The sequence below is a fragment of the Metabacillus idriensis genome (assembly GCF_009674765.1).
Lineage (GTDB): Bacteria > Bacillota > Bacilli > Bacillales > Bacillaceae > Bacillus_P > Bacillus_P idriensis.
In genome coordinates, this window is record NZ_WKKF01000001.1 from 376,884 (window position 1) to 403,341 (window position 26,458).

22 protein-coding genes and 1 riboswitch are annotated in these 26,458 nt (G+C 42.0%); of the genes, 14 read left to right on the forward strand and 8 right to left on the reverse strand.

Annotated elements, in window-relative coordinates; genetic code table 11:
- Positions 1–57 precede the first annotated feature (57 nt).
- The 3 genes from metH to GJU41_RS01830 form a co-directional block, all read right to left on the reverse strand.
- Entirely contained in the window at positions 58–3,477 is a 3,420-nt protein-coding gene (gene metH / locus GJU41_RS01820; protein WP_154317898.1) for a methionine synthase, read from the reverse strand.
- On the reverse strand, positions 3,470–5,323 hold the full coding sequence (locus tag GJU41_RS01825) for a bifunctional homocysteine S-methyltransferase/methylenetetrahydrofolate reductase (RefSeq protein ID WP_154317899.1): 1,854 nt from the start codon (positions 5,321–5,323) through the stop codon (positions 3,470–3,472). Before GJU41_RS01825 ends, metH begins: the two co-directional genes overlap by 8 nt.
- A gap of 79 nt (positions 5,324–5,402) precedes the next feature.
- Positions 5,403–5,534: riboswitch (SAM riboswitch) on the reverse strand.
- Positions 5,535–5,717: 183 nt separating this feature from the next.
- Positions 5,718–6,209 (reverse strand): YajQ family cyclic di-GMP-binding protein, encoded by a 492-nt coding sequence (locus GJU41_RS01830; RefSeq protein ID WP_070879220.1) that lies wholly within the window; start codon positions 6,207–6,209, stop codon positions 5,718–5,720.
- 317 nt (positions 6,210–6,526) lie between these two features.
- On the opposite strand from GJU41_RS01830, the gene GJU41_RS01835 reads away from it, so the two are divergent.
- The 3 genes from GJU41_RS01835 to GJU41_RS01845 all read left to right on the forward strand — a co-directional run bounded on the left by GJU41_RS01835 (position 6,527) and on the right by GJU41_RS01845 (position 10,460).
- On the forward strand, positions 6,527–7,381 hold the full coding sequence (locus tag GJU41_RS01835) for a CvfB family protein (protein ID WP_070879315.1): 855 nt from the start codon (positions 6,527–6,529) through the stop codon (positions 7,379–7,381).
- Between the two features lie 446 nt (positions 7,382–7,827).
- Complete coding sequence (locus GJU41_RS01840) at positions 7,828–8,796, forward strand: BMP family lipoprotein (RefSeq protein WP_154317900.1); 969 nt, start codon at positions 7,828–7,830, stop codon at positions 8,794–8,796.
- Between the two features lie 11 nt (positions 8,797–8,807).
- Positions 8,808–10,460: a methyl-accepting chemotaxis protein gene (locus tag GJU41_RS01845; RefSeq protein ID WP_170292693.1), complete on the forward strand. Its 1,653-nt coding sequence runs from the start codon at positions 8,808–8,810 to the stop codon at positions 10,458–10,460.
- A 32-nt stretch (positions 10,461–10,492) separates the two neighbouring features.
- Here GJU41_RS01845 and GJU41_RS01850 read toward each other — a convergent pair whose 3' ends face one another.
- Positions 10,493–10,624 (reverse strand): DUF3941 domain-containing protein, encoded by a 132-nt coding sequence (locus GJU41_RS01850; protein WP_083328367.1) that lies wholly within the window; start codon positions 10,622–10,624, stop codon positions 10,493–10,495.
- Positions 10,625–10,677: 53 nt separating this feature from the next.
- Positions 10,678–11,538: a DegV family protein gene (locus GJU41_RS01855; RefSeq protein WP_070879218.1), complete on the reverse strand. Its 861-nt coding sequence runs from the start codon at positions 11,536–11,538 to the stop codon at positions 10,678–10,680.
- A 198-nt stretch (positions 11,539–11,736) separates the two neighbouring features.
- Here GJU41_RS01855 and GJU41_RS01860 point away from each other — a divergent pair, with 198 nt between their 5' ends.
- Positions 11,737–12,579, forward strand: a complete 843-nt coding sequence (locus tag GJU41_RS01860; protein ID WP_154317902.1) for a YitT family protein — start codon at positions 11,737–11,739, stop codon at positions 12,577–12,579.
- Between the two features lie 14 nt (positions 12,580–12,593).
- On the forward strand, positions 12,594–13,070 hold the full coding sequence (locus GJU41_RS01865; RefSeq protein ID WP_154317903.1) for a BsuPI-related putative proteinase inhibitor: 477 nt from the start codon (positions 12,594–12,596) through the stop codon (positions 13,068–13,070).
- A 667-nt stretch (positions 13,071–13,737) separates the two neighbouring features.
- On the opposite strand, the gene GJU41_RS01870 is transcribed toward GJU41_RS01865, so the two are convergent.
- The 3 genes from GJU41_RS01870 to GJU41_RS01875 form a co-directional block, all read right to left on the reverse strand.
- On the reverse strand, positions 13,738–14,052 hold the full coding sequence (locus tag GJU41_RS01870) for a DUF3813 family protein (RefSeq protein ID WP_070879215.1): 315 nt from the start codon (positions 14,050–14,052) through the stop codon (positions 13,738–13,740).
- Between the two features lies 1 nt (position 14,053).
- Positions 14,054–14,203 carry a hypothetical protein gene (locus GJU41_RS24575; protein WP_165970965.1) on the reverse strand — a complete coding sequence of 50 codons (150 nt, stop codon included), beginning with the start codon at positions 14,201–14,203 and terminating at the stop codon, positions 14,054–14,056.
- Positions 14,204–14,312: 109 nt separating this feature from the next.
- Entirely contained in the window at positions 14,313–15,125 is an 813-nt protein-coding gene (locus tag GJU41_RS01875; protein WP_154317904.1) for a Cof-type HAD-IIB family hydrolase, read from the reverse strand.
- Positions 15,126–15,241: 116 nt separating this feature from the next.
- Here GJU41_RS01875 and GJU41_RS01880 point away from each other — a divergent pair, with 116 nt between their 5' ends.
- The 9 genes from GJU41_RS01880 to argF all read left to right on the forward strand — a co-directional run bounded on the left by GJU41_RS01880 (position 15,242) and on the right by argF (position 26,390).
- A complete protein-coding gene (locus GJU41_RS01880) occupies positions 15,242–16,021 on the forward strand; it encodes an alpha/beta fold hydrolase (protein WP_070879214.1) in 780 nt (259 codons plus the stop codon).
- Between the two features lie 51 nt (positions 16,022–16,072).
- On the forward strand, positions 16,073–16,381 hold the full coding sequence (locus GJU41_RS01885; protein ID WP_070879213.1) for a metal-sulfur cluster assembly factor: 309 nt from the start codon (positions 16,073–16,075) through the stop codon (positions 16,379–16,381).
- A gap of 637 nt (positions 16,382–17,018) precedes the next feature.
- Positions 17,019–18,056, forward strand: a complete 1,038-nt coding sequence (gene argC, locus GJU41_RS01890; RefSeq protein ID WP_154317905.1) for an N-acetyl-gamma-glutamyl-phosphate reductase — start codon at positions 17,019–17,021, stop codon at positions 18,054–18,056.
- An 11-nt stretch (positions 18,057–18,067) separates the two neighbouring features.
- Positions 18,068–19,294, forward strand: a complete 1,227-nt coding sequence (gene argJ / locus GJU41_RS01895; protein WP_154317906.1) for a bifunctional ornithine acetyltransferase/N-acetylglutamate synthase — start codon at positions 18,068–18,070, stop codon at positions 19,292–19,294.
- A 10-nt stretch (positions 19,295–19,304) separates the two neighbouring features.
- On the forward strand, positions 19,305–20,084 hold the full coding sequence (gene argB / locus GJU41_RS01900; protein WP_154317907.1) for an acetylglutamate kinase: 780 nt from the start codon (positions 19,305–19,307) through the stop codon (positions 20,082–20,084).
- Positions 20,081–21,241, forward strand: coding sequence for an acetylornithine transaminase (gene argD / locus GJU41_RS01905; RefSeq protein WP_154317908.1), 1,161 nt, complete (start codon positions 20,081–20,083; stop codon positions 21,239–21,241). The genes argB and argD overlap by 4 nt, the downstream gene beginning before the upstream one ends.
- A gap of 73 nt (positions 21,242–21,314) precedes the next feature.
- Positions 21,315–22,364, forward strand: a complete 1,050-nt coding sequence (locus GJU41_RS01910) for a carbamoyl phosphate synthase small subunit (RefSeq protein ID WP_154317909.1) — start codon at positions 21,315–21,317, stop codon at positions 22,362–22,364.
- Positions 22,357–25,440 (forward strand): carbamoyl-phosphate synthase (glutamine-hydrolyzing) large subunit, encoded by a 3,084-nt coding sequence (gene carB, locus GJU41_RS01915; protein ID WP_154317910.1) that lies wholly within the window; start codon positions 22,357–22,359, stop codon positions 25,438–25,440. The genes GJU41_RS01910 and carB overlap by 8 nt, the downstream gene beginning before the upstream one ends.
- Positions 25,437–26,390 carry an ornithine carbamoyltransferase gene (gene argF / locus GJU41_RS01920; RefSeq protein WP_070879206.1) on the forward strand — a complete coding sequence of 318 codons (954 nt, stop codon included), beginning with the start codon at positions 25,437–25,439 and terminating at the stop codon, positions 26,388–26,390. The genes carB and argF overlap by 4 nt, the downstream gene beginning before the upstream one ends.
- Positions 26,391–26,458 lie beyond the last annotated feature (68 nt).

The following is a 26,458-nucleotide window of genomic DNA, read 5'->3' on the forward strand; positions in this document are numbered from 1 at the left end:
AGTCTAATTGCAACAATATTTACTAAAAGAGCCTAAAAAAGAACTAAAACCGAGGTTTTAGTTCAATACATTGAAATATCTTGCTTCAGGATGAGCGACAACAATTGCCGTTACAGAAGCTTCCGGCTCCATCATAAAGCCTTCCGTCAAATTCACGCCTATATCTTCAGGAGCAATAAGGTCAAATAATTTCGCCTGGTCATCCAGATTCGGACAGGCAGGGTATCCAAAGGAAAAACGCTGACCTTGATATTTGGCAGAAAAGCGCTGGTCCATAGTGAAATCAGGAGGATCAGGAAAACCCCATTGATCGCGGATCAGCTGGTGAGTCCGTTCTGCTAAACCTTCAGCAAGCTCAAGTGCCAGTGCCTGTACCACATGGCTTTTCAGGTAATCACCCTGCTCTTTAAAGCGGTTGGCAATTTCCCTCACTTTTTTACCGGCCGTTACGGCAAAGAAGGAGACATAATCTCTTTGTTTGCCATCTTCTTTTGGACGGATATAATCGGATATACAGCGGTGCGGGAGCTTCGATTGCCTTGGGAATTCAAATGTCTGCAGTGTTTTTTCTGTTTCAGGATCAAGAATGTGCAGACTGTTGCCATCAGATTCTGCCGGGAAAAATTGATAGACAGCTGCAGGCTGAAACCATTTTTCTTCGTAGCCCTGTTTAAGAAGTTCGTCTATTGTTTCTTTTAAGGCAACCGCTTTTGGATCTTTATTTTTAAGCATTTCCTTTACTTTTCCTTTTAGGCCAAGATGATGGCCGATCAGCATTTGCATGTTAATGTAGGGAATCAGATGTGACAGTTCAATATCTTTAATAATGTGCCGTTTGCAGTCTTCTGGCTGAAAATAAGGAGATGGTGTGAGCTCTGCTCTTTTTTCCAGCAATTCAGTTACAGCCGGAGTTGCTTTCTTTTCAGCAAATCTTTCTGGAACGGCTTCTTTTTTCTTAAATTGAGCGGGATCCACTCTGATCCTGTTTGCAAGGGAAAGTCCATCCATAGCGTCCTTAGCATAAATGACAGGACCGCTGTATTGAGGTGCAATTTTTCCGTCGGCAAATTTTCTGGATAAAGCAGCGCCGCCAACCATGATTGGCACAGAAATGTCAGCTTCTTTTAAATCCTGTGCAGTCAAAACCATTTGCTGCGCAGACTTTACGAGAAGTCCTGATAGTCCTACAATATCAGGATTTTCTTTTTTGACCGCAAGAATCAAATCCTGGGGCGTTACTTTTATGCCTAAATCCACAACCTTGTAGCCATTGTTGCTTAAGATGATATCGACTAAATTTTTCCCGATATCATGTACGTCACCTTTGACTGTTGCCAGCAGAATTTTGCCTTTTCCGCTGTCATCCTTTTTTTCCATGTGAGGCTCTAAAAAGGAGACGGATGCTTTCATGACCTCTGCGCTTTGCAGTACTTCAGCAACAATAAGCTGGTTTGTATTAAACAGCTCTCCAACCTCAGCCATGCCTTTCATTAGAGGGCCGTTGATAATATCAAGCGGTGCTGCGTACTCTTTTAATGCAATCTCAAGATCTGCAAGAAGTCCTTCTTTCGTGCCCTCGACCACATATTGAGCAAGACGTTCCTCCAGAGGAAGAGACTGACCCGGTTTTTTTGCCGTTTTCTTTTTCCCTCTATAATGGTTTGTGAAGACAGCCAATGTTTCGTCATTTGTGTTGAAAAGCAGAGTTTCTGCCATTTCAATTTCCTCTTTTGGGATGGACGCAAATCGTTCAAGTTTCTCTGTATTGACGATTGCGTAGTCCAGTCCTGCCTGAGTACAGTGATACAAATAGACCGCATTCAGCACTTCGCGTCCAACAGGAGGGAGTCCGAATGATACATTGCTTACGCCAAGGATAGTCAGGCATTGCGGCAAACGCTCTTTTATTAAACGTATGCCCTTTATCGTTTCTTCAGCTGAGCCGATGTATTGCTCATCTCCCGTTCCTACAGGGAAAACGAGTGGATCAAAAATGATATCTGATGGATTTAGTCCGTGTTTTTCTGTCAGAAGTTCGAATGAACGAACAGCGATATCAAGCTTTTGCTCAGCCGTAAGCGCCATTCCTTTTTCATCAATCGTTCCCACGACAACAGCTGCACCATATTTGTGAATGAGAGGGACGACAGCGTCAAATCTTTCTTCACCGTCTTCTAAGTTGATTGAATTGATAATCACTTTCCCTTGAGAATAGGAGAGTGCTTTTTCAATCACTTTCTCATCGGTTGAATCGATGACAAGCGGTGCTTTTACTTTTTTCGTAATTTCCTGCATAAATGCTTCCATATCTTCTAATTCCTCACGGTCTGGATCAGCAAGACAGATATCAATAACGTGTGCTCCGTTTTTCACTTGCGCACGTGCAATTTCAGCTGCTTCTTCAAATTTCCCCTCCGCGATTAATCGTTTAAACTTTCTCGAGCCAATAACATTAGTCCGTTCTCCTACGAATAGCGGTCTCATCGAATCATCATAAATCAGCGGATCGATGCCTGATACAGTATGGGCTGGATCGCGTCCCGGAACTGAGCGGGGGGAGAGTTCACCTACAGCGTCAGCAATGGCAGTAATATGTGCAGGTGTCGTTCCGCAGCAGCCGCCGACTATGTTCAGCCAGCCCTGCTCTGCAAATCCTTTCACTTTTTGAGCAAGAGAACGGGGTGATTCATGATAATTCCCTTCCTCATCAGGCAATCCCGCATTAGGATAGCAGCTGACAGCCGTGTGAGCCATTCCTGACAGTGTTCGGATATGGTCGGTCATAAATTCAGGTCCTGTTGCACAGTTAAGACCTACAGATAAAGGTTTCATGTGCTCAAGCGAGATGAAAAAGGCTTCAATATCCTGGCCTGCAAGCGTCGTTCCCATAGGTTCAATCGTTCCTGAAATCATCAGCGGAATTTCTTTGCCTGCTTGTTCAAAAGCGCGTTTAATACCAAGAAAGCCTGCTTTCACATTTAATAAATCCTGGCTCGTTTCAAGCAGCAGCAAATCAGCGCCGCCTGCGAGCAGGCCAAGTGTCTGCTCCTCATAATTTTGAATAAGCTCATCAAACGTTGCTCCGCCTGTGACTGACAGTGTTTTTGTCGTAGGTCCCATTGAGCCTGCAACATAACGGGGCCATTCAGGAGTTGAAAACTTTTCAGCTGCCTTCTTTGCAATCTCCGCCGCTTTTTTATTTAATTCAAAAGCGAGGTGACCAAGATCATATTCATCAAGGACTATTTTAGTTGCGCCAAATGTGTTGGTTTCAATAATATCTGCTTTTGCCCTCAAGTAAGCATCATGAATGGATTCAATGACTTCTGGTGCAGTAATCGTTAAATATTCATTGCAGCCCTCGTATTCTTCTCCGCCGAAATCAGCTGCTGAAAGATTTGCATCCTGAATCATGGTGCCCATCGCTCCGTCCAGAACGAGGATTTTTTTCTCAAGCTGTGTTTTTATATCAGACATGCGTAATCTTCCTTTCATCGACCTCAGTTTGTTTCTTATGAATGTAGTTTGTCAGTTCAACGGTTAATTCATAGTTTAAAAATGGTGTAATTAAGTAGATTCCATTAAATAAGTCAAAGGCAGCATCAATCAATCTTTTAGCTATAGCCAATCCTTCCTGATAGGCTTTCTCGCGATTATCACCCGCTTTAGCCATTCGTTCCCGGATACTGTCAGAAAGAGTAATGCCCGGTATTTCGTTATGAATAAACTCTGCGTTGCGGCTGCTTGTGAGCGGCATAATGCCTATATAAATCGGAACGGTTAAATGCCTCGTTTCCTCATACACATCAATCAGCTGTTTTTCTGAGTAAATGGGCTGCGAGATGAAATAATCTGCACCGCAGGCAATTTTTTTCTCAAGCCTTTTTACCGCTTTATCAAGATATTTGACATTAGGATTAAACGCGGCAGCTACCGAGAAATTGGTTTTTTCCCCAAGCGGTTTACCTGAATAAGAAAGACCGTCGTTAAATTGCTTGATTAAGCTGATTAAATCAAAAGATGAAAGATCATAAACGGATGTGGCTCCCGGAAAATCCCCGATTTTTGATGGATCGCCCGTGATTGCTAAGACGTCTGTAAGTCCAAGTGTATGAAGACCCATCAAATGAGATTGAAGGCCAATTAAGTTCCGGTCGCGGCATGTAATATGAATTAATGACCTGAGCCCAAGTGTTTGCTGAACGATGGATCCAACAGCAACATTGCTAATCCGCGGTGACGCAAGCGAGTTATCTGCAAGTGTTAAGGCATCGATTCCAGCTGTCTGCAGTGCTTTTGCCCCTTTTAGAAATTTGTCGATTCCAAGTTTTTTAGGAGGATCGAGTTCTACAATCAGGGAACGTTTCTCGCTCACTATTTCCTGCAGGGGAGGGTACTTTCTTTCCGCTGCTGACGTGACAGAAATCTCTTGCTTTCTGATTTTCACTTTCTTCTCTGTAACTGGAGGCAGTCCTTTAAGCGCTGCCGCCATTGCTTTAATGTGCAATGGCGTTGTGCCGCAGCACCCTCCAATCAGCCTTGCTCCCTGGTTTCTGAAGGCAAGAGCACTTTCTGCAAAATATTTTTCTCCTGAGCCATACACAAGTCTGCCTTCTTCAAGGGTAGGCAAGCTGCTGTTTGGATAAACAGATAAGTACGCTTTATCAGGCAGTGGAATTTCTTCAAGTGATGAAAGCATATGATAAGGTCCCAGTCTGCAATTCAGCCCGACAACATCAGCACCAATTGCTTCAAGCTGAGAAAGACCTTCATGCAGGGGTGTTCCGTCCTGCAGCACCCCGATTTCGTGCAGGGAGATGTTTGTAATAATCGGGATATTCGTTTCTTTTCTTGCTATCTCTAATACTGTTTTTATTTCTTCGAGATCGTAGTAGGTTTCAAGCAGAAGCCCGTCGACCTCTTCACTGAGCAAAAGGTAAAGCTGTTCCCTGAAATTTCTTTTAATGTCTTCAAGAGAATAGGCGTTTTTTTTGAAAGCTCGGATGCCTCCAATTGTGCCGAGAACATAAGTGTCATTGCCGGCTGCTGCTTTTTTGGCAATTTGAACAGCAGTACGGTTGATCGCTCTTACTTCATCTTCTAATCCGTATCTTGAAAGCTTAATATAATTGGCTCCGTACGTATTTGTCTGAATGACATCAGCACCGGCTGCAATATAAGCCTTATGGACATTCAAGATTTCGTCAGGCTTTGATAAATTCAATTCTTCGAAACATCGGTCCACTCCATGAGAATAAAGCAGTGTTCCCATTGCTCCGTCGCCAATCAGGATCTTGTTCTGTAAATCGTTTAAAAGTGTCAAACTCCAAACCTCCTCCATGCAAGTAAAGAAAAACAAAAAAAGCCTTCCAAGAAGAAGACTTTTGAACGTTCAGGACTTCTTCTTATCGTTCGATGGATGCATCGCTGGAATTAGCACCTTGGAATGAAAGCTCTGCTGAATACAGATGGTTTCATTATGCCAGGTTGCTGAAGCTTCAAAGGGCCAGTCCCTCAGCTTCTCTAGATAAGAATGGTGAAATATGAAATTAGCAAAAAGATATTATATCTAATTTACATGTTTTTTCGGATAGATTCAATACAAAAGTAAAAGTTTTCTGAATAGACGGGGAATTTATTGAGGATAGTTCAATGGGAAAACCTGCCGAACAGCAAAACGAACACCCGGCTGAAAAGAGCCCGAGTGTTCGTTCACATTATCTGAAATTAAGAAACTGGACGTCAATCGGCAAGTCTGCACCGCGAACGGCTGCAATCACCTGCTGGAGGTCGTCCTTATTTTTGCCGGTTACGCGGACCTGATCATCCTGAACCTGTGTTTTTACTTTTAAGCCAGAATTTTTAATAATGGCATTTATCTTTTTGGCATTATCCTTATCAATACCCTGAATCAGCTTAGCACGCTGGCGAATCGTACCTCCTGATGCGCCTTCAATTTTGCCGTAATCAATATTTCTGGTCGCCACATTGCGCTTAATCAGTTTGGTAATAAAAACATCCTTTAACTGATCCATTTTAAACTCATCATCTGAGACTAAAATAATCTCTTCTTTTTCAAGAGAAATGCTGCTTTTGCTCCCTTTAAAATCATAGCGCGTGCCGATTTCCTTCATTGTCATCGTAATCGCATTCGTCACCTCAGGCATATCCACCTTCGACACAATATCAAAAGAACTATCCTTCGCCATAAAAATCCCTCCAAGAACTTTGTATTATCATTAGATTATAGTAGAATGTACAGGGGATAACAACACATGAAGTGCGGAATCGCCTGTTTAGCTCTTTGCCTTTACTGGCGGAGCCGTTCTGGCCGAGGAGCTAGGCGATGGAGCCGGACAAGACAAAGTTCACAGTCTGCCCGCCGAATCAGTTCATAATACGCCTCATTTTTATAGCCCAAATCCATTTAGAGATGAAAAGCCGACAACATACATATATAAATGTCGGATACAGCTTAACAATAACAGCAGATGCAACCTGCAAAAGAAAGGAACGAAAATCACTGATGAATCCAGGAACGTTTATGACACTTTCAATAGATGAAAAAGTAGATTATGGCTATTATTTAACAGACGGAGAAAACCGTGTGCTGCTTCACAAAACCGAAATCACGGAGCCGATCGAAGACAAAGAAGAAGTTGAGGTTTATATAATTGTCGATCATGAGGATCGTCTTGCTGCAACAATGAAAAGACCGAAAATTACTGAGGATCATTATGACTGGGTAGAGGTTGTAAGTGTAAGAGAAGATATGGGAGCATTTGTTGACATCGGCTTATCCAAGGATGCGCTGGTGGCAAACGATATTCTTCCCGCATTTATTGAGGTCTGGCCTGAAGAAGGGGACATGCTTTATTGTTCATTGAAGGTAACGAAAAATGGCAGGTTTTTCACGAAGCTTGCAACGGAAGATGTCATGCAGGAGAATATAGTCTCAGCGGAAGGTGCAGCCAACAATCAAACCGTGACAGGCCGAGTGTACAGAATGATAATTGCCGGCTCATACATGATCACCGAAGAAGGCTACAAAGGATTCATTCACTCTTCGCAGCGTAAAAGAGAGCCGCGTCTTGGCGAGCTTGTAACAGGACGAGTAATTGATGTAAAAGAAGATGGAACAATCAATGTATCCCTTCTTCCAAGAAAGCATGAAGCATTGGATGCAGACGCACAGCAGCTTTATGATTACATGGAATCAAGAGGCGGAGCGATGCCATTCTTCGATAAAAGCGATCCCGAAGATATTAAAGAACGCTTTAACATGAGCAAAGGCGCGTTCAAGCGTGCAATCGGATCATTGATGAAAGCCGGGAAAGTTTATCAGGAAGATGGCTGGACATATTTCAAAAAGGAACAGTAAGCGAGTTGATCGCTTGCTGTTTTTTTTTTTGGCTCTTTTAGTAAACATTGTTGCTATTAGACTAAATGTTAAAAACCCTTAGTGGATTGCAGCGGATAAACTTGACTCCTGCGGGAAATAGAGCAAATTGGGAGACCCCACAGGCAACGCCGAGGAGGCTCCCAGGCGGACCGCGGAAAGCAAGTTCCTCTCGCTGCAAGGAGCGGGCAACATTTATAATGAATAACAACAAACTATACGCCAGCCTTTTTTTTTGAGCAATTACAAGTTTGGTAGATGAAAACTCAGGTGGCGGCGGATAGTAATCAAAAAAAATTGGCTGATATAATTCTGAGGTTCAGTTATCTCATAAAAAATTTACACGCAAAACCCTTCCAACAATAAAGATTTCCGAAAATCAGTCGATATGACATGAGGAGATACTTTTAAAGGGAGAGAAACCATTAATGAAAAGAAATCATAGAGCGATACTGCTTTCGTTTTGCCTCATGATGCTGCTTTCAGGCTGCGGAAAATCCGAATCTGTTAGTAAGGCAGAAGAAAAGATAAAGGTGGGCATTATGTTGTCTGATGTCGGACTTGGCGATCAGTCATTTAGTGATTCAGCATTTGCAGGACTAATGAAATCACGTGATGAGCTTGGAGTTTTATTCGATTACAGAGAAATTAAAGATACCGGGACCTATGAAAAGGGATTAACTGAATTAGTTAAAGAAGGCAATGACTTAGTTATCGGACTTGGTTTTATGGTTCAGGAGGATCTTGAGAAAACAGCGAAAAAATATCCTAAACAGAAATTTATATTAATTGATGCCGTTTCAGAGCTGGATAACATCACGTCGATTACGTTTAAAGAGGATGAGGGCAGCTTCTTAGCAGGAGCTGCTGCTGCCATGACATCAAAATCGAGTACAGTCGGATTTATTGGCGGAGCTGATGTTCCGCTTATCAATAAGTTTGCCGATGGATTTTCAGAAGGCGCAAAGGCAATTAATCCGGATATAAAAATAATAACGGAATATGCCAATGATTTCGGCGACGATAAACTTGGCAGTGAAATAGCGGAAAAAATGATTGGCAATCAGGCTGATGTTTTATATGCTGCCGCTGGTTTTACCGGAGTAGGTGCACTAAAAGCAGCTCAAGATAACGGTGTTTTCGCAATTGGGGTTGACAGCGATCAGTATTTTTACGCAGAAAAATCAGTGATAACTTCTATGCTCAAAAATGTAGACGTAGGAATCTACAAGCTGCTTAAAGAGTATGTAAGGAAAAAAGAAGTTCCTGATGGTCATATTGAATTAGGTTTAAAAGACAATGGCGTTCAGCTGGCGCCAATCCGTGTTATTTCGCTTACGGAAGATCAGCAGAAAACCCTTGATGAATGGCAGAAAAAATTAGCAGAAGGCAACTAGGGGGATTACTTGTGTCACTTAAGAAAAAGCTTTTGCTGAATTCACTCAGCATCATAATTATGGCTACCTTGATGATTGGTTTTATTATTGTAAATATGCTGTCCATTCAATCATCTAATCAAAATGAAGTTCCAGTCCTTTTAAATATTGAAAAATTGCAGGGAGAGCTTACTGTAACAAAGCAAAGCCTGAACAACTTCGCCTTTTCATTGACAGATGCCCAAAAAGAAGAAACCTTTCAAGCACTGCAGAGAAATGAAAAGCTTTTAGAAGAATTAAATCAAATCGTGAAGGATAAAAATACGAAACAAGCTCTGCAAAAGGCTTCAAATAAATTTACAGCTTTAAAAGAAGAAACAGGACAGGCACTTAATGAAAAAAATCAGGCAGAAGCGAAGCGGCAGTCTGTCCGAGTTGATGGAGTTTCAAATGATGTGCACTTAATGAACATTTATGCGAATGAACGATATGAGATGCTTCAGGAGAATTTGAAAAAACAAATCGAATTCGTTATTTTATCTGCAATAATCGGTACAATTCTTTTAATTTCCCTATCTTCTTATATTGTCATTCGCATGACCAATGCCATTACAAAGCCGCTAAAGGGGCTTTCCCATCAGGCGAATGAAATTGCAAATGGCAATTTGGCAGTGAACATGATTACTTACAAAGGAAAAGATGAGATAGCAGCACTGAATGATTCTTTCACTGCAATGACTCATCAGCTTAAAGGACTTCTATTCTCAATCGACAGCGTAAGCAAAGAAGTAGAAGGTTTTGCAAAAGATCTTGAGGGAGAGAACAGGACATTAACTGAAATCAGCAATCAGGTAGCTGTATCTACAGATGAATTATCTGCAGGATCTCAATCGATTTCCTCTGACCTTCAAGATGCGGTAACTTTGATTGAGAGAATGGATTTTGATTTCAGCGAAAATGTAAACCGGTCTGAGCAATCCGTTCAATACGGAAAAGAAACGGTTAACGCCATTGCATCAGGGCAGAACGCCATTAAAGCGCAGCGGCTGCTCATTACGGAAAACATGAATACAACTAGGCAAATTGAAGAATCAACAAAAACATTTATTGGGTATATGACGAAAATAGAAGATATGGCTAAGGTTGTTTCAAATATTGCAAATCAGACGAATTTGCTTGCATTAAATGCTGCCATTGAAGCTGCACGTGCCGGTGAGGCAGGCAAAGGCTTTGCCGTTGTTGCAGCTGAAGTGAGAAAGCTTGCAGAAGAATCAACGGGTGCAACATCCCAAATATTTGAAATGGTAAGTTTAATTCAATCAGGAATAGCCAGTATTTCAGAATCTGTCGTAAATGGGGTTTCAATTGCTCAAAAGCAGCAAAACGGAATGGATCACACAACAAGTGCTTTTGAAGATATCGATCTTAAAGTAAAAGGAATTACATCAGAATTAAATGAGTTAAAAACAGGAATGTTGAATTCAAAGGATCTTGGAGAACAAGTGCTGCAAAATGTAGAAAGCATCAGTGCCGTGGTAGAAGAGACAGCAGCTGGAAGCGAGCAAATATCTGCTTCGACAACTGAACAGCTCCTGGCCTTTGAAAAAATGGTAGAAAAAGTGGTTGAACTAAGACAGCTTACAGATGATTTAAATCAGACGCTTTCAAAGTTTAAGCTTCAATAAAACGAAAACAGCAGCGATTTCGCTGCTGTTTTTTATAAATGATCTGTCTTTTTAGAATATTGTCTTTCGCCTTTTTGGCGGTTTTTCTCACGCATCATGTTTCTTTCGTGTTCTTTGGCATTATTGTCTTTTGCTTTTTTGTCGTTATCGCTCGTATGCGGCATCATAAAAACTCCCTTATTTAAAGATAAGTTTATGTTGCCCTGTAAGAATAATATTATGAGATCGGTTTGTTTAAAAAGAAAATGGCGATTGTGCCAGGTCCTGAATGCGCTCCAACTGAACAGCCGACTGTGTTGATATATACTTCTTTCGGGTGAAATTCCGATTCAATCATTGCTTTTATTTCGCTCGCAGAGCCCATATCATCCCCGTGACTGATGGCGATTGTCTGGTTTTCAAGATCTGAGCCGCGTTCTTTCATAAGTTCAATTACCCGGCGGTAAACTTTTTTCTTGCCTCTTAGTTTTTCAAGAGGAATCAGCTTGCCGTCTTCAACATGAAGCAGAGGTTTAATGTTGAGAAGACCGCCTACGAATGCAGATGCTTTGCTGATTCTGCCCCCTCTTGCTAAATATTCAAGGTTATCGACAGTGAAAATGTGTTCTGTATGCTCACAAAAATCCTTTACAGACGCTTCAATTTCATGTAGAGTGTTTCCTTTACTGGCAAGCTCAACTGCATGTTTAATTGCAAGTCCAAGCCCAAGGGAAGCGCATTTGGAATCAACGATGGAAAGCTCAAAGTCAGGATATTCCTCTTTGACTTCATTCCCGATCATGACAGCTGTCTGATAGGTTCCGGAGAGTTCGGATGAAAAAGCAACATATAATGCAGGTACTTGTTTTTTCGCAAGTTCAGTAAATGTCTCTTTTACATCAAGAGGAGAGATTTGAGTCGTTTTAGCTATTTTCCCTTCACGCATCGCGTCGTATACTTCTTTAGGGGAAATCGTGACTAAATCGCGATAGTCGTTTTCCTCTATATGCACACCTAAAGGGAGAAGCCTAACGCCGTGTTCCTCATAAAATTCAAGCGGCAGATCGCTTGCGCTGTCGGCGACGATATGTACAGTCATTTTGACACCTCAATTCATCTGGTTTTACCCGTAATAGGGGATTTTAGCCTCATATATAGTTCTAAATTAGCACTTAGCCAAAAAGAAGTAAAGAAAGTTAGTTTGCCCTAAATAGACAATATTTGTATTGATCTGCAAGAAATAGGGGTAAATCAGAAATACTATCATTATCTTATAGCCCGGGAGGATTTTCTGCAAATGGTTTTTGAAGAAGTAAAAAAAGCGGTTGTCGTTATTTTTGGAGCGCTGCTGAATGCTGTCGGCCTGAATTTATTCATGATTCCTGCTGATGTATATGCGAGCGGTTTTACCGGAATCGCCCAGCTCTTATCTAGTGTAATTAAAGAATATTCACCTTTATACATATCAACTGGGGTCCTGCTGCTCTTGCTTAACATTCCGGTAGCGATTCTGGGATGGCAGAAAGTCGGGAAGTCGTTCACTCTGTACAGTGTTCTTAGTGTAGCAGCGACCACATTATTTTTATCGATTGTCCCTTTATATCCATTATCAGAGGATATATTGCTCAATGCCGTTTTTGGAGGCGTCATTGTTGCTATCGGAGTAGGTATTACGCTTAAATACGGTGCATCAACAGGCGGACTTGATATTGTAGCGATGATCCTTTCAAGAATGAAGGATAAACCGGTAGGCACTTATTTCTTTATTTTAAACGGAATTATCATTTTTACAGCCGGATTGCTTTATGGCTGGGAAAAAGCGCTTTATACTCTTGTAACTCTGTACGCATCAACAAGGGTTATTGATGCCATCCATACCCGCCATGAAAAATTGACAGCCATGATCATTACAAAAAAAGCGGATGATTTAAAAAAGGCGATTCATGCTAAAATGGTAAGAGGTATTACAATGGTTCCTGCTAAAGGAGCTTTTACAAATGAGCAAAAGGACATGCTGATGATTGTGATCACGCGCTATGAGCTTTATGATTTAGAAAAAATCATTAAGGAAGTTGATCCAAAGGCATTTACAAATATCATTCAAACAACAGGAATCTTTGGTTTCTTCCGCAAAGAATAGGAGACGTGCAGGATATGAAAAAGCTTGTATTTATTATGCTGGGCTTATTATTTCTTGTCGGCTGCGGTCAAACTGCTGAAAAAAAGGATGAAGCGGAAGAGGTGTCCGGTGACGTGGAGACAAAAGGTGTACAGTTATCTGTAGAGGCAAAAGAGGATGATGGAATTGTCCAAATTAACATGACGGTGAAAAATCACACAGATGAAGAAAAAAACTTCGAATTCTCATCCGGCCAGAAGTATGAAATCATCATCACAGATCCAAATGGCGCAGAAGTGTACAAGTATTCCAAGGGCAGAATGTTTACACAGGCTCTGCAGTATCTGACCCTGCCCCCTGGCGAGAGTCAAACCTATCAGGAAACGTGGGATATGAAAAGCGCTGGTACAGAGCTTGAAGCAGGTGAATACACAGTGAATGTAATGTTTGCCGGAAAAGCAGAGGGCGTTAAACGGCTTGAGCAAAAACAAAAATTTTCAGTATCTGAATAGCGGGAAAAGCTGCGGGTAAAACCGCAGTTTTTTTATTGTATCAGAATTTATATTTGTTATGCTTCAATGGCAAGCGGAAACGTCCCGCTAAACCGAATAAAGGTATTGGAGGGTAAGGAAACGGCAGAATCGTACCCTGCAAAATCGAATAACGATATGGGAGGGTAAGGAAGCGAGCGAATCGTACCCTGCAAAATCGAATAACGATATGGGAGGGTAAGGAAGCGAGCGAATCGTACCCCGCAAAACCGAAAAACGATATGGGAGGGTAAGGAAGCGAGCGAATCGTACCACGCTAAACCGAAAAACGATGTGGGAGGGTAAGGAAGCACCCGAATCGTACCCTGCAAAATCGAATAACGATATAGGAAGGTAAGAATGCCTCGGATAACCTCTCCAAAATATAAAAATACCTCCCGTTTCCCGCTTCAGTGAAGTGCAGCAATTATCTTTCACCATCCAGATTCCTAAACCTGTTTTCACATTAAAAGGCGGGACGAGGACTTTTCCATGGATTCTAATCTGCCTATCGGATTTGACCAAGGCGCTTGCGCTTTTCTTATGGAAGTAAATGTTTTAACATTAACAAACTAGAGCCTAGCGGCCAGCGGTCGAACCATATCAAAACAAAACCCCCGAAAATGAATTTTCGGGGATTTCGATTTCGCTACATATTCTTCAGTTCGTCCTGAAGCTCGCTCAGCTGCTTTTGTTCTTCAGGAGAAGCATTTGCAAAGGCGGACATGAGTGCACCTTCTGCTTTTGCTTTTGCATCTGCATCTGCGCCTTGGTGGCTTTGCTGTGCGCCATTATGGCCCTGATGCTTGCTTGAATACTGATGCTGACTGTCATCGTGCCCGCTGTATTGGTTTTGCTGATGATTATGATCATGTTTGTTATGATCGTCATTCATCTTGCCGCTTAAAACCTCGCCTGCTTTTTCAACTGCTTTTCTTGCTGCTTGAAATAGTTGATTGCCCATCTTAAAAGCCTCCTAAAGAGGATTTGTCTGCCATTTGAGCTTTGCGCTCTTCTGACTCAGCCATTGTTGTGTGATAAGGGAAACGTTCATCATGTTTCGAAACGGAATCTTTACCTTGCTGTACAAAGCGTTTAGATTTATTACTGCTCATGCGAAATTCCCCCTAAATGAATGTTTGCTGACGCTGCTGATGCGTCCTTACTATTTTGTCTCAACTTTCATGGTTCTATGGATGGTAATCTTCACTAAAAAAGACGCCCTTATAGTGATAAGGCGTCCTTTAAGTAAATGGCAATGCCATCCTCTTCATTTGTTTTCGTTTCTCTGTTAGCGGCTTTCTTGAGTTCAGGAATGGCATTGCCCATCGCAACACCCTGACCTGCGTATTTAAGCATTTCAAGGTCATTGTCTTCATCGCCGAATGCAATGATTCTTTCAGCGGGAATGTTGTACGAATCAGCAATTTTCTTTAATCCCACTGCTTTATTCATTCCGTGCTTGATAATTTCGATTACGTGCCAAGGTGCAGCCCATCGCCTGTGATCAACAAGCTCAGCATGAACATCGGATAAGTAGCTGCGGATATTGTCCACTTCTTCCTCAGCTGCATGAATAAGAATACTTGTTACATCATCCCCAAGATTTTTCCGCAAATCTCCAACCGTGATGTCTGATGAGTTCATTGTGAAAATATCAAGAAGCTTTTCATCGTGATAATGGAAATAAACATGATCCATTACTTCCGCAAGGATGTTATTAACGTTGTGTTTCTCGCACACTTCAACGATTTGCTTTACTACATCAACAGATAGAGTCGTGTGATACGCTCCCCACTGATCATCTTTTGGATGATGGACAAATGCTCCGTTGAAGTTGACAATCGGCGTATCCAGCTCAAGCTCCTCATAATACATCGAACTTGCACGATACGGGCGTCCTGTTGAAATGCAGACAACATGTCCTGCTTCTTTTGCTTTTTTAATGATTTCTTTTGAATAGGCAGAAATCGTTTTATCATCTTTTAATAAAGTACCATCTAAATCAAGTGCAATTAAATAAGGTTTTGTTGTCATAGAAGCTCCTTTATTCTTTGAATTAAAAAACAAGTCCCACTATCAGTGTATCTTTTTTCCAAGATTATTGTCTACATGTTACACTTAAGATAATGAAAAAGAGGGAGGCATAAAACATGATCGCTGTTGAAAAAATGAATGCAGCCGGTATTCCTTTACTTCATGTTGTAAAGGATTCTGTCAAAAATGAAAAAACACCATTTGTCATTTTTGTCCACGGATTTACAAGCGCGAAGGAACATAACCTGCACTATGCCTACCTGCTTGCTGAAAAAGGTATTCGTGTTGTACTGCCGGACGCCCTGCATCACGGAGAAAGAAACGAAAATCTTGCAGGACTTGAGTTAAATATGCAATTTTGGAGCATTGTAATAAATGAAATCAATGAATTGCAGACGATTAAAGATTATTTTGAAAAAGAAGAGCTGATTGATCCAGGTCAAATCGGTGTAGCTGGAACTTCCATGGGCGGAATTGTGACACTTGGAGCTTTAACGCAATACGAATGGATCAAAGCAGCTGCAAGCTTAATGGGAAGTCCTTATTATGAACAGTTTTCCCGTCAGCAAATACAATATATACAAAAGATGGGCATTAAAGTTCCGCTCACGGATGAAGAGCTTGAAAAGCACTTCTTAAGTCTGCAGGCTTATGATTTGAGTATACATACAGAAAAGCTCGCAGCCCGTCCATTATTATTTTGGCACGGCAAAAAGGATCAGGTTGTACCTTTTGATCCGACCTACACCTTCTTTGAGGAAATCAAATCGTCCTATGAGGAAAAGCCTGAATATCTGAAATTTATTGCGGATACCAATGCAGATCATAAAGTTTCACGCGAAGGGCTGATTGCTACCGTCGACTGGTTTGCCGATTTTTTGACTGAAAGCAAATAATTTCAGGTTGCTGCTTTGTTTCGATATACTTTGCTATGAGGAGTGATTATTATGGATGAAGCACTTAAAGAAAATATTTATGGAGCGCTTGAGCTTGTCGTTGACCCTGAGCTTGGTGTTGACATTGTTAATCTGGGACTTGTTTATGATGTGGAGCTTGACGAGAACGGCACTGCGCTTGTGACAATGACACTGACTTCAATGGGCTGCCCGCTTGCAGGCACAATCATCGATCAAGTAAAAACAGCCTTGCGTGATATTCCCGAAATTAAAGAAACAGAAGTAAATATCGTCTGGAATCCGCCATGGACAAAAGACCGAATGAGCCGAATAGCAAAAATTGCATTAGGCGTACAGTGAAATAATGAGATCCCGGTTCTTAAAGGAACCGGGATTTTTTGATGGAATATTAACAGGATAGATGCAGTAAAAACCAGCCCTTGCCATGCGCTAATTGAAAAATAAAGTGCTCTATTGAATGAAGGCCAGTAACCGTTCAAATCAGAAATAACAACACTAAACCGCTCAAAACCCAAAAAAGTGTCCTCAAAGGGTCTGAATGATTCCCTAATCCCGCACAAATTCCAAAAAAGTGTCCTCAAAGAGTCTGAATGATTCCTTAATCCCGCACAAATTCCAAAAAAGTGTCCTCAAAGAGTCTGAATGATTCCCTAATCCCGCACAAATTCCAAAAAAGTGTCCTCAAAGAGTCTGAATGATTCCTTAATCCCGCACAAGTTTCAAAAAAGTGTCCTCAAAGAGTCCGAATGATTCCCTAATCCCGCACAAAACCAAAAAAAGTGTCCTCTTAGATTGAATGACACCCAATAAAGCCCCGTCATGATCAGGCACGGTAACTCTATCAGCTTACAGATCATCCGGGCACAATCAATTAATCTATAAAATTTCTAAATATACAATTGATTTTATTTTTATGCAGTATTATAATGGGTACTAATTCAAATAAAAGAACGATATAAATTAAAGGGTGATCCAATTGAATGTAGGTATTATAGGTGCAACGGGCTATGGGGGCAATGAGTTATACCGCCTTCTCACAAAACATCCAAAGGTGGATAAATGTATTTTATATACATCTTCTGAAGCCGGAAAGGCATACAGGGAATCTTATCCTCATTTAACCGGCATAAGCGATGAATTACTGGTCAGCATAGACAGCGCCTCAATCGACAAAGATGTTGATGTCCTGTTTATGGCCTCACCGCCTGGAGCTGCGGCAGAGATTTTGCCGCAAATCAACTTAGAACAAGTAAAGGTCATTGATCTGTCAGGAGATTTGAGATTAAAAGATTCTGCTTTATATGAAAAATGGTATAAACGAAAGGCTGCAGACCAGAAGATTGTTGATGCAGCGGTTTATGGTCTTTCTGAACTGAATAAACCATCCATTATGAATGCATCCATTCTTTCAAATCCAGGCTGCTTTCCGACAGCTTCAATACTAGGCCTTGCGCCGGCTGTCTCTAATGATCTGATCAATGAATCTTCCATTATTATTGATGCAAAAACAGGAGTCTCGGGTGCAGGGCGAAAAGCCGGCATCGGTGTTCATTACTCAGAAGTAAATGAAAATCTGAAAATCTACAAAGTGAATGGTCATCAGCATATTCCTGAAATTGAACAAGCGCTTCACCTAATGAATGAAAACATTTCGGCCATTACCTTTCAAACACATTTGGTTCCAATGACAAGGGGAATCATGGCAACCATCTACGCGGATGCAAAAGGAGAAATGAGTTCAGAGGAATTACTTGCATGCTATCAGGCTTTTTACAGAGATTCCTATTTTGTCAGAGTCAGGCCGCTTGGAGAATTTCCATCGACGAAAGAGGTATACGGTTCAAATTTTTGTGACATCGGCCTTTCTTATGATGAGCGGACAGGAAGAGTCACGATCGTTTCGGTGATTGATAACTTAATGAAGGGTGCTGCAGGCCAGGCCGTGCAAAACTTTAATATGATGAATGGATTTGAAGAAACAATGGGACTTGAGCTCACACCGCTATATCCATAGGAGGCTGAATTATGCTGAAAGTAAAAGAGTCCATCGGGCTCCTCAAAATAGATGAAGGATCGGTTACATCACCAGCTGGATTTACAGCAGATGGCGTACATACCGGACTGCGATATGCAAAAAAAGATTTAGGCGTTTTAATAAGCGAAGTTCCGGCAAGCTGTGCGGCCGTTTACACTCAAAGTCATTTTCAGGCAGCTCCGCTGAAAATAACTCAAGAAAGTATTGAAATGGATCACAAACTGCAGGCGCTAATAGTGAACAGTGCGATTGCAAATGCGTGTACAGGCGAGCAGGGATTAAAAGATGCCTATGAGATGAGAGCATTGTGTGCGAATTCTTTTGGTTTGAAAGAAGAGCATGTGGCAGTAGCCTCGACAGGTGTTATCGGTGAATATTTAAAAATGGACTGCATTCGGAATGGTGTGGGGGATATTTCTCCTTCAAAAGACGGGTCACCGTCCTTCCAAGAAGCGATTTTAACGACGGATACAGTGACAAAGAAAACATGCTATGAAATGATGATTGACGGAAAAAAAGTAACAATCGGCGGCTGCGCTAAAGGCTCCGGGATGATCCATCCAAACATGGCGACAATGCTTGCATTTGTTACAACAGATGCCGCTGTCGAAAGCAGTGTTCTGCAGCAGGCGCTCAGTGAATTGACGGATGTTTCATTTAATCAAATTACAGTTGACGGCGAAACCTCAACGAACGATATGGTTTTAGTGATGGCAAATGGATTAGCGAATAATGAACCTCTGACTTCCCAGCATGATGATTGGGATATCTTCAAGCAGGGCCTTAAACTTGTATGCGAAGATCTTGCAAAGAGCATAGCACGCGACGGTGAAGGCGCTACGAAGCTGATTGAAGTGACAGTCGAAGGAGCAGCAACTGATGAGGAAGCAAGAATTACGGCAAAAAAAGTGGTCGGATCAAGCCTTGTCAAAACAGCCATTTATGGTGCTGATGCCAACTGGGGAAGAATTATCGGTGCAATTGGACACAGCAGCGCAGAGGTGAATCCTGATAAAATCGGCATCTTTTTAGGTGATCAATGCCTGTATCATAATGGGCAGCCTCAGAATTTCTCTGAAGATAAGGCAAAAGAAGTCCTGGAAAAAAACACAGTGAATATTCATATCGACCTCCGGATCGGAAACGGAGAGGGAAAAGCCTGGGGCTGCGATCTGACATATGATTATGTCAAAATTAACGCAAGCTACAGAACGTAAGGAGAGGACCATGAGCAAAGTTGTCGTGTTGAAATGCGGAGGAAGTATAGTTGATGAACTGTCAGAACCATTTTTCGGAAGCCTGCACGAGCTGAAAAAACAAGGATATAAAGTCGTCATTGTCCACGGAGGCGGTCCTGCAATCAATAGCGTTCTCCAAAGCATGAACGTTCAGACGCAGTTTATTAACGGGCAGAGAAAGACAACAAAGCAGGTCCTGGATATCGCTGAAATGGTGCTCGCAGGCCAAATCAATAAACAAATTGTAAGAGCTCTGGAACAAAATAACCTCACTTCTGCTGGAATTGCAGGTTCTGATGGCGGAATACTGACAGCTGATTTTTTAAATGAGGAAGAACTTGGATATGTAGGACAAATTTCAAACGTCCAAATTCACCTGATTAAAACACTGCTTGATGGTGATTACATACCTGTCATTGCTCCGATTGCGAGAACAGAGGATCATCAAACTCTTAATGTCAACGCAGATACAGCAGCTGCTGCTATAGCAAGTGCACTTGGTGCCAAAAAACTGCTGTTTGTCACAGATGTACCAGGAATTTTAAAGGAAAAACAAGTGATCAATCATACAACGCCCGATGAAATTGAAGAGATGATTGGCGCAGGAATCATTAACGGCGGGATGATTCCGAAAGTGCAGGCTGCGATCAAGTCATTGTCTCAATCTTTAAAAGAAGTGATGATTGTCAGCGGTCAGTCAATGTTTGTTGCAGAACAATCCATCTTGGGAACAAAAATTACCATGAAAAAGGAGGCTGCATTTAAATGAGTCATGTATTTCCTACATATGCACGCTGGGATTTGGAGATAAAGGAAGCGAACGGTTCGGTCGCCACCGATCAAAACGGCAAAACTTATCTTGATTTTATCTCAGGAATTGCGGTTTGTAATTTAGGCCACGGAGACAAGGATGTGAAGCAGGCGGTTCAAGATCAGCTTGATAAAGTCTGGCACGTTTCGAATCTTTTTCAGCATCCATTGCAGGAGGAAACAGCTGAGATTCTTACAGCCAACTGCTGCTGTGATGCGGTGTTTTTTTGCAACAGCGGGGCAGAAGCGAATGAAGCTGCGATAAAGCTTGCGAGAAAGCACACGGGCAAAACGAAGATTGTTACTTTTCAGCAATCGTTTCATGGAAGAACATTTGCAACGATGTCTGCTACTGGCCAGGCAAAAATCCATGATGGCTTTGGACCGTTATTGCCGCAGTTCGAATACTTGCCTTTCAACGATACAGAGTCTCTTGCCCAATTAGAGGGAGATGGCTATGCTGCTATTATGCTTGAAGTTATTCAGGGAGAGGGCGGAGTTGTACCGGCAGAAGCTGCATTTTTAGAAAAGGTAAAAGAAACCTGTGAACGACTCGGCTCACTGCTGATTATTGATGAAGTTCAAACAGGCATTGGACGGACGGGTCTGCCATTTGCTTATCAGCATTTTCAAATAGAGCCTGATATTATTACTGCAGCCAAAGGACTCGGCAGCGGATTTCCTGTTGGAGCCATGATTGGAAAAAAAGAGCTGATTGCATCGTTTCAGGCGGGTTCACATGGAACGACATTTGGAGGGAATCCGCTCGCGATGGCAGCAGCTAAAGCAACGCTCACAAAGATCTTTCAGCCCCAATTCTTACAGGAAGCCGCTCAAAAATCAGAGGAAATGGCTGATATGCTTAAATCTGCATTGCTTGATGCGCCTGCTGTAACAGAGATTAGAGGAAAAGGTTTCATGATCGGCATTCAATTAAATCATGAAGCAGCCCCCATTATTACGGAATTGCGAAGCAATGGATTATTAACACTTCCTGCAGGTTCTGACGTCATTCGCCTGCTTCCTCCGCTCACAGTAACAGCGGATGAAATAAGTGAAGCGGTTGGGATCATAGAAAAAACGATCAAACACGCAGCGGTGACAGTCAGCAAGTAACATAAATTTTTTTAAAACTAAATGTATAAATATACTTAAACATAAATAAAAATTCATTACGAGGTGAATGAAAATGAGCGGTTACCTGCTTCTTGAGGATGGCACCAGCTACAAAGGAAATTTGAACGGCGAAGACAGTGAAGGCGAAATCGTCTTTTACACGGGCATGACAGGCTATCAAGAGGTGCTGACAGACCCATCGTATCAGAATCAGATCATCGTGTTTACTTATCCTTTGATCGGGAATTACGGCATAAATGCAGTTGACTTTGAAAGTGAGAGACCGCAAGTAAAAGGTGCCGTATTTTATGAATGCTGTGAACATTTCTCTCATTATGAGGCCGCTTATAGTGTCAAAGAATACTTGGGCAAATGGAACATTCCATATATCAGTCATGTTGATACAAGGTCCATCGTCAAGCAGATCCGCAAAAATGGAACGATGAAGGCACAGCTTTCAGCTGATTGTAATGAAATAGAACAAAGTAAAAGTATAACAAAAAAATTGCCTGAAACCCAAAAGGGGATCACTGCTCTTGGAGAAGGATCTATTCACGTTGCCTTGCTTGATTTCGGATTCAAAAAATCAATTTTGCAATCGTTTCTGAAGAGAAACTGCAAAGTAACGATTATTCCATATACAGAACTGGGTCAGCTTGCACATTTTCAGCCTGATGCAGTTGTTCTGTCAAACGGGCCTGGCGATCCAAAAGAACTTGAAACCTATTTGCCGGCTATAAAAAAGATTGCGGACAGCTATCCAACGCTCGGCATCTGTCTTGGGCATCAGCTTATTGCCCTGGCTTATGGAGGAGATACGATGAAGCTGCCGTTTGGACATAGAGGAGCGAATCATCCTGTTGTGGATCAGAAAAAAGGAAAGGTCTTTATGACTTCTCAAAATCACAGCTATGTGGTGACGTCAGCTCATCATAAAGAGTTTGGCGTCAGATTTATTAATGTGAATGATCAGTCGGTTGAGGGAATGTTTCATCAGACACTTCCTATTCTGTCCGTACAATTTCATCCAGAAGCCCATCCAGGACCTGCAGAAAGTGAATATATCTTCGATGAATTTCTGGAAATGGTTCTAAACACAAGGAGAGAAATGGTTTATGCCTAAACGTCATGATATTAAAAGCATCCTAGTAATCGGATCTGGTCCAATTATCATTGGCCAGGCTGCAGAATTTGATTATTCCGGGACTCAGGGCTGCATTGCCTTGAAAGAAGAAGGATACAAGGTCATTCTTGTGAACAACAATCCGGCAACGATAATGACGGATCATCAATACGCAGATGAGGTCTACTTTGAACCGCTAACGATTAAAAGCCTCACGAAAATTATTGAAAAAGAAAAACCGGATGGCCTGCTTGCAACTCTTGGCGGTCAAACCGGACTCAATTTGGCTGTGAAACTTCATGAAGCCGGAGTTCTGCAAAAACATAATGTGCAAGTTCTGGGGACATCCGTTCAGTCGATTCAAATGGGAGAAGACAGAGAAAAGTTCAGAAAGCTGATGTATGACCTGAAACAGCCTGTACCTGCAAGCGAAATTGTAACTGGTGCAGATCAAGCACTGGCATTTGCAAAGGAAATCGGCTACCCCATCATCGTTCGCCCAGCTTACACACTAGGCGGTAAGGGAGGCGGGATTGCTGATGATGAAAAGTCATTAATCGACTTGATGAAAAGCGGATTAAGTGCAAGCCCGATTCATCAATGTCTTGTTGAAAAAAGCATTGCCGGATTTAAAGAGGTTGAATATGAGGTTATGAGGGATGCAGCCAATACGTGTATCACTGTTTGCAATATGGAAAACATCGATCCTGTGGGGATTCATACAGGGGATTCAATCGTAGTAGCACCTTCACAAACGTTGACTGATCATGAATATCAAATGCTCCGGAGTGCTTCGTTAACCATCATTTCAGCTTTGAATGTGGTTGGCGGCTGCAACATCCAGTTTGCTCTGGATCCGGAAAGCAAGCAATATTACGTTATAGAGGTCAATCCGCGTGTCAGCCGTTCTTCAGCTCTTGCATCAAAAGCGACGGGCTACCCAATCGCTAAAATCGCTGCAAAGCTTGCAGTTGGCTATACATTAAGCGAGCTGAAAAATCCTTTGACACAGTCAACCTTTGCAAGCTTTGAGCCTGCTCTTGATTATGTGGTCGTGAAGTTTCCGAGATGGCCATTTGATAAATTCAAAGACGCCGCCCGCACGCTTGGTACTAAAATGAAGGCGACCGGTGAAGTGATGGCGATTGAAAGAAATCTCGAAGCGGCCATCCAAAAAGCAGTATCATCACTTGAACTCGGAAATATCGGAATTTACTTTGAAGAGATATCACAGCTGTCAGATCTTCATCTCTTAAACATCATAAAAAAAGCTACAGATCAGCGATTTTTCGCCATTATTGAGTTATTAAGAAGAGGAGAAAGCCTAAATGTGATTCATGAGGAAACAGGGATTGATTATTATTTTCTAAACAGCTTTCTCTCACTTGTCACATTGGAAAAAGAGCTTAAATCCATAACCTTGCATGAAATCACAAAAGACTTCCTATCCTATGCAAAGGAAAAAGGATGTTCTGATCTGTACATTGCACATTGTTTTAATGAAGAAGAATCTGCTGTAAGAACGCTTAGAAAATCACTCGGCATCACAGCTAAATTTAAGCTGGTAGATACATGTGCTGCGGAATTTGAAGCGAGAACCAACTATTATTATTCAACTTATTTCGGAGAATGCGAGCTTGAAAAAGCTGCAAATCCAAGAAAAAAAGCGCTGGTACTTGGATCAGGCCCAATCCGCATTGGTCAGGGAGTTGAGTTCGACTACAGCGCTGTGCAAGGAATTCAAGCCTTGCAAAAGCTAGGATTTGAAGCAATTATGATCAACAATAATCCTGAAACAGTCAGCACGGATTTTGAAACAGGGGACCGTCTGTACTTTGAACCGCTGACAGCCGAACACGTTCTGAATGTAATTGAAGCTGAACAGATAGATGTAACGATTGTGCAATTTGGCGGCCAAACCGCTATCAATCTTGCAGCCGCACTTGAAGAAAACGGAGCACTCCTTCTCGGAACAGATTCAGAAACCCTTGATATCCTTGAGGAACGGGAGAAATTTTATCACCTGTTAGATAAAATAGAAGTCGCTCATCTTCCCGGAACAACCGCTCATAACGCAGATGACGCCATCAAGGAAGCGGAAAATATCGGCTATCCTGTTTTAATCAGACCGTCTTACGTCATTGGGGGAAAAGGGATGATTGTGCTTGAAAATAGAGAGCAGCTTGAGATGCAGGTTCAAAAAGGCGGCACTCAGGTCTTTCCAATCTTAATCGATCGCTATGTCACAGGCCAGGAAGCAGAAATTGATCTCGTTGCAGATGGCGAAAGCATCCTCATACCAGCGGTGATGGAGCACATTGAACCGGCTGGTGTGCATTCAGGAGACAGCATGGCGATTATTCCTTCCAAGAATATAAGTGACAAGATGAAGCAAGACATGCACCAGGCGGCTCAGAAGATAGTGAAGCAGCTTAATTTTAAAGGAATCATGAATATCCAGTTTCTGATTCAAAACGAAACGCTGTACGTTCTGGAAGTCAATCCGCGGGCAAGCCGGACGGCTCCGATTGTCAGCAAAGTGATGGACGTCCCTATGATTGAACTTGCGGCAGGGATGCTGAATGGAGAAAAACTCACATATCATTATATAGAAGAAGAAAGACCATATACGGCTGTGAAATATCCCGTTTTTTCTAGTCACGCTCTTCAAAATGTAGACCTTAAGCTAAGTCCTGAAATGAGATCAACGGGGGAAGGCATGTGCCTTGCACCTACATTAAAGGAAGCACTCGGAAAGGTATTTGATGAAGATCGCGATAAGAGCAGCGTCAGTGTTTTTATGGATGAAATCGATTATGCCCTGCTTCAAAAAGCAGAAGCAGCTGGATTGAAAACTGAAACGGAATGCTTTCTGAAATGGGCTGAAACGGTAGAGAACGGTGTGTTTGTCAGTTTAAAAAATGGAGAATCGAAAGAAAAGCGGCTGCTTGCTGCTGAAAAAGGAATCAAAGTTTTTTCAGATTCCGCGTCTTTTATGGCTTATTTAAAAGCGGCACCTGACTATGAGGTTTATTCAATTAGAGAACTAACAAGAACGGGAGTGAACATGATATGAGTTCGATAAAATTGGCACAGACTAAATCATCCGCATTATTAGGAAAAGATTGTTTGACCCTGCTTGATTATACGACTGAGGAAATCCTGCATCTTGTTGAAGAAGGAATCCATATGAAGAAATTTCCCATTCAATCGGTTTTGTCCGGAAAAATATTGGCAATGATTTTTGAAAAATCCTCAACTCGGACACGTGTTTCGTTTGAAGCGGGAATGCAGCAGCTTGGGGGGAGCGCGCTCTTTTTAAGCAGTCAGGATCTTCAATTAGGCCGCGGGGAAAGCATTGGTGATACAGCCAAAGTCCTGTCAGGGTATGTAGATGCTATTATGATCCGGACATTTGAGCATGAAAAAGTAGAGGAGCTGGCCCTTCATGCTTCCATTCCAGTTATTAATGGGTTGACAGACACATTTCATCCATGCCAGGCACTTGCAGATTTAATGACAATCTTCCAGCTGAAAAAAACGTTTAAGGGCATCAAGGTTGCATACGTCGGCGATGGAAATAATGTTGCGCACTCTTTATTAATTGCGTGTGCAAAGGTTGGTATGGATGCGGTCATCGCTCATCCGGAAGGGTACGGGCCAGATCCGTTTGTAATGGGGAAAATCGATGAGATCTGCAAACAGACAGGAGCTGTCATCTCTGCCACAACGAATCCGCAAGAAGCTGTTCATCAGGCAGATATTGTGTATTCAGATGTATGGACGAGTATGGGGCAGGAAAAAGAAAACGAAATCCGCCTTACTGCATTTAACGCTTATCAAATCAACGAAGAGCTAATGAGCGGTGCAAAAAAAGACAGTCATTTTCTTCATTGTCTGCCCGCACATCGCGGCGAGGAAGTAACAGCAGAAGTCATTGACGGAAATCAATCAGCCGTTTTTCAGCAGGCGGAAAACCGTCTCCACGTTCAAAAAGCCCTGCTGAAGGAACTTCTGGTTGGTTAAAATCACATCTGAGAAAATTTCAAAAGCATATGAAATAAAGCATGGATCCAGTTACAGATCCATGCTTT

Excerpts from the sequence above, each read along its gene's own strand:
- metH (WP_154317898.1), bottom strand. The coding sequence starts at position 3,477 with ATGTCTGATATAAAAACACAGCTTGAGAAAAAAATCCTCGTTCTGGAC.
- GJU41_RS01830 (WP_070879220.1), bottom strand. The coding sequence starts at position 6,209 with ATGGCGAAGGATAGTTCTTTTGATATTGTGTCGAAGGTGGATATGCCT.
- GJU41_RS01835 (WP_070879315.1), top strand. The coding sequence starts at position 6,527 with ATGAATCCAGGAACGTTTATGACACTTTCAATAGATGAAAAAGTAGAT.
- GJU41_RS01840 (WP_154317900.1), top strand. The coding sequence starts at position 7,828 with ATGAAAAGAAATCATAGAGCGATACTGCTTTCGTTTTGCCTCATGATG.
- GJU41_RS01850 (WP_083328367.1), bottom strand. The coding sequence starts at position 10,624 with ATGCCGCATACGAGCGATAACGACAAAAAAGCAAAAGACAATAATGCC.
- GJU41_RS01855 (WP_070879218.1), bottom strand. The coding sequence starts at position 11,538 with ATGACTGTACATATCGTCGCCGACAGCGCAAGCGATCTGCCGCTTGAA.
- GJU41_RS01860 (WP_154317902.1), top strand. The coding sequence starts at position 11,737 with ATGGTTTTTGAAGAAGTAAAAAAAGCGGTTGTCGTTATTTTTGGAGCG.
- GJU41_RS01865 (WP_154317903.1), top strand. The coding sequence starts at position 12,594 with ATGAAAAAGCTTGTATTTATTATGCTGGGCTTATTATTTCTTGTCGGC.
- GJU41_RS01870 (WP_070879215.1), bottom strand. The coding sequence starts at position 14,052 with ATGGGCAATCAACTATTTCAAGCAGCAAGAAAAGCAGTTGAAAAAGCA.
- GJU41_RS24575 (WP_165970965.1), bottom strand. The coding sequence starts at position 14,203 with ATGAGCAGTAATAAATCTAAACGCTTTGTACAGCAAGGTAAAGATTCC.
- GJU41_RS01875 (WP_154317904.1), bottom strand. The coding sequence starts at position 15,125 with ATGACAACAAAACCTTATTTAATTGCACTTGATTTAGATGGTACTTTA.
- GJU41_RS01880 (WP_070879214.1), top strand. The coding sequence starts at position 15,242 with ATGATCGCTGTTGAAAAAATGAATGCAGCCGGTATTCCTTTACTTCAT.
- GJU41_RS01885 (WP_070879213.1), top strand. The coding sequence starts at position 16,073 with ATGGATGAAGCACTTAAAGAAAATATTTATGGAGCGCTTGAGCTTGTC.
- argJ (WP_154317906.1), top strand. The coding sequence starts at position 18,068 with ATGCTGAAAGTAAAAGAGTCCATCGGGCTCCTCAAAATAGATGAAGGA.
- argB (WP_154317907.1), top strand. The coding sequence starts at position 19,305 with ATGAGCAAAGTTGTCGTGTTGAAATGCGGAGGAAGTATAGTTGATGAA.
- argD (WP_154317908.1), top strand. The coding sequence starts at position 20,081 with ATGAGTCATGTATTTCCTACATATGCACGCTGGGATTTGGAGATAAAG.
- GJU41_RS01910 (WP_154317909.1), top strand. The coding sequence starts at position 21,315 with ATGAGCGGTTACCTGCTTCTTGAGGATGGCACCAGCTACAAAGGAAAT.
- carB (WP_154317910.1), top strand. The coding sequence starts at position 22,357 with ATGCCTAAACGTCATGATATTAAAAGCATCCTAGTAATCGGATCTGGT.
- argF (WP_070879206.1), top strand. The coding sequence starts at position 25,437 with ATGAGTTCGATAAAATTGGCACAGACTAAATCATCCGCATTATTAGGA.